The 942-nt window shown below is 36.8% G+C and carries 1 protein-coding gene; it reads right to left on the reverse strand.

Annotation, left to right across the window (positions count from 1 at the left end):
- On the reverse strand, nt 1-897 hold an 897-nt coding region (locus BCT81_RS04785), incomplete at its 3' end, for a helix-turn-helix transcriptional regulator (protein ID WP_241908160.1).
- Between the last annotated feature and the right edge of the window lie 45 nt (nt 898-942).

A 942-nucleotide genomic window follows, 5' to 3' on the forward strand; every position in this document is an offset into this window, starting at 1 on the left:
CGTTAGAATACAGTATGCGTATGATTTATTTTTAAACCTAATGTTAGAGGCTTCTTCTGTTGGCTCTGAGAATTTATAGATTTCAAATCCGAGTGTTTTCATTAGATCCAATGCATTTGGGTTTTTGACCATCATAGAGAATTTCTTGATCTTCGTATTTCTTGCAAGAAGCTTCATATCGGAAATCAGGTTCGCAATAGACTGTTCGCGCTTCTCAGAGTGACCGCTAACCACAATGTAATTTAAGTTATGATTAGAATCCAAAGAGCAGGCTTGCTTAAGATGTAGACGCTTATTTTTATATTGCTCGAATACCTCTTCGTTGAAGAAAAAGCCTAAGCTATGACTAACAATATCGCCATTAACGTCGACCAATTTTCTTCCATGGGCCTTTTTTTCACTGTAATAGAGAAACAGATCGATAGTCTCAAGAGGTGAAGAGTCCACCTTTGTATATTGCGAAATCAGCTTTATTCTATCTATTACTGTTTTGTCATTCTGATCTGTCATCAATGGCATGATCTTACAGTTGCAGCCTTCTTCAATATCCCCTTTAGTGATAGATGATATTCGGCTTTGAAATGAAAAAAACCGTTCACTCAGGAAACCTTCAAGTAGTGCAGTGTCTTCGTTATCTTCGGAATCAAAGGACTTCAACGTTGTATACAAGTCTAGACCAAGGCAGTCCAATAGCTTTAGGGCTTTGTAGTTACTTGGCTTTACTTTGCTATTTTCCCATCGATTTATCGTTACGACATCTACAGAGCTGAATTCATCATCTAAGTGATTGATGTATGCTGCAAAATCCTTTTGCGTTAACTTCAATTTCTTACGCGCTTCGCGAAGTAATTTCGGAAACTTCATCATGGTAGAGTATTCATCTTTGATTAGTGACATTACGTTCCGATTCGTCAGATAGTCTATTTTATCAATTGTTAATAT

The organism is Vibrio sp. 10N.261.52.A1, assembly GCF_002876325.1.
In the GTDB taxonomy this organism is placed as follows: Bacteria; Pseudomonadota; Gammaproteobacteria; order Enterobacterales; family Vibrionaceae; genus Vibrio; species Vibrio chagasii.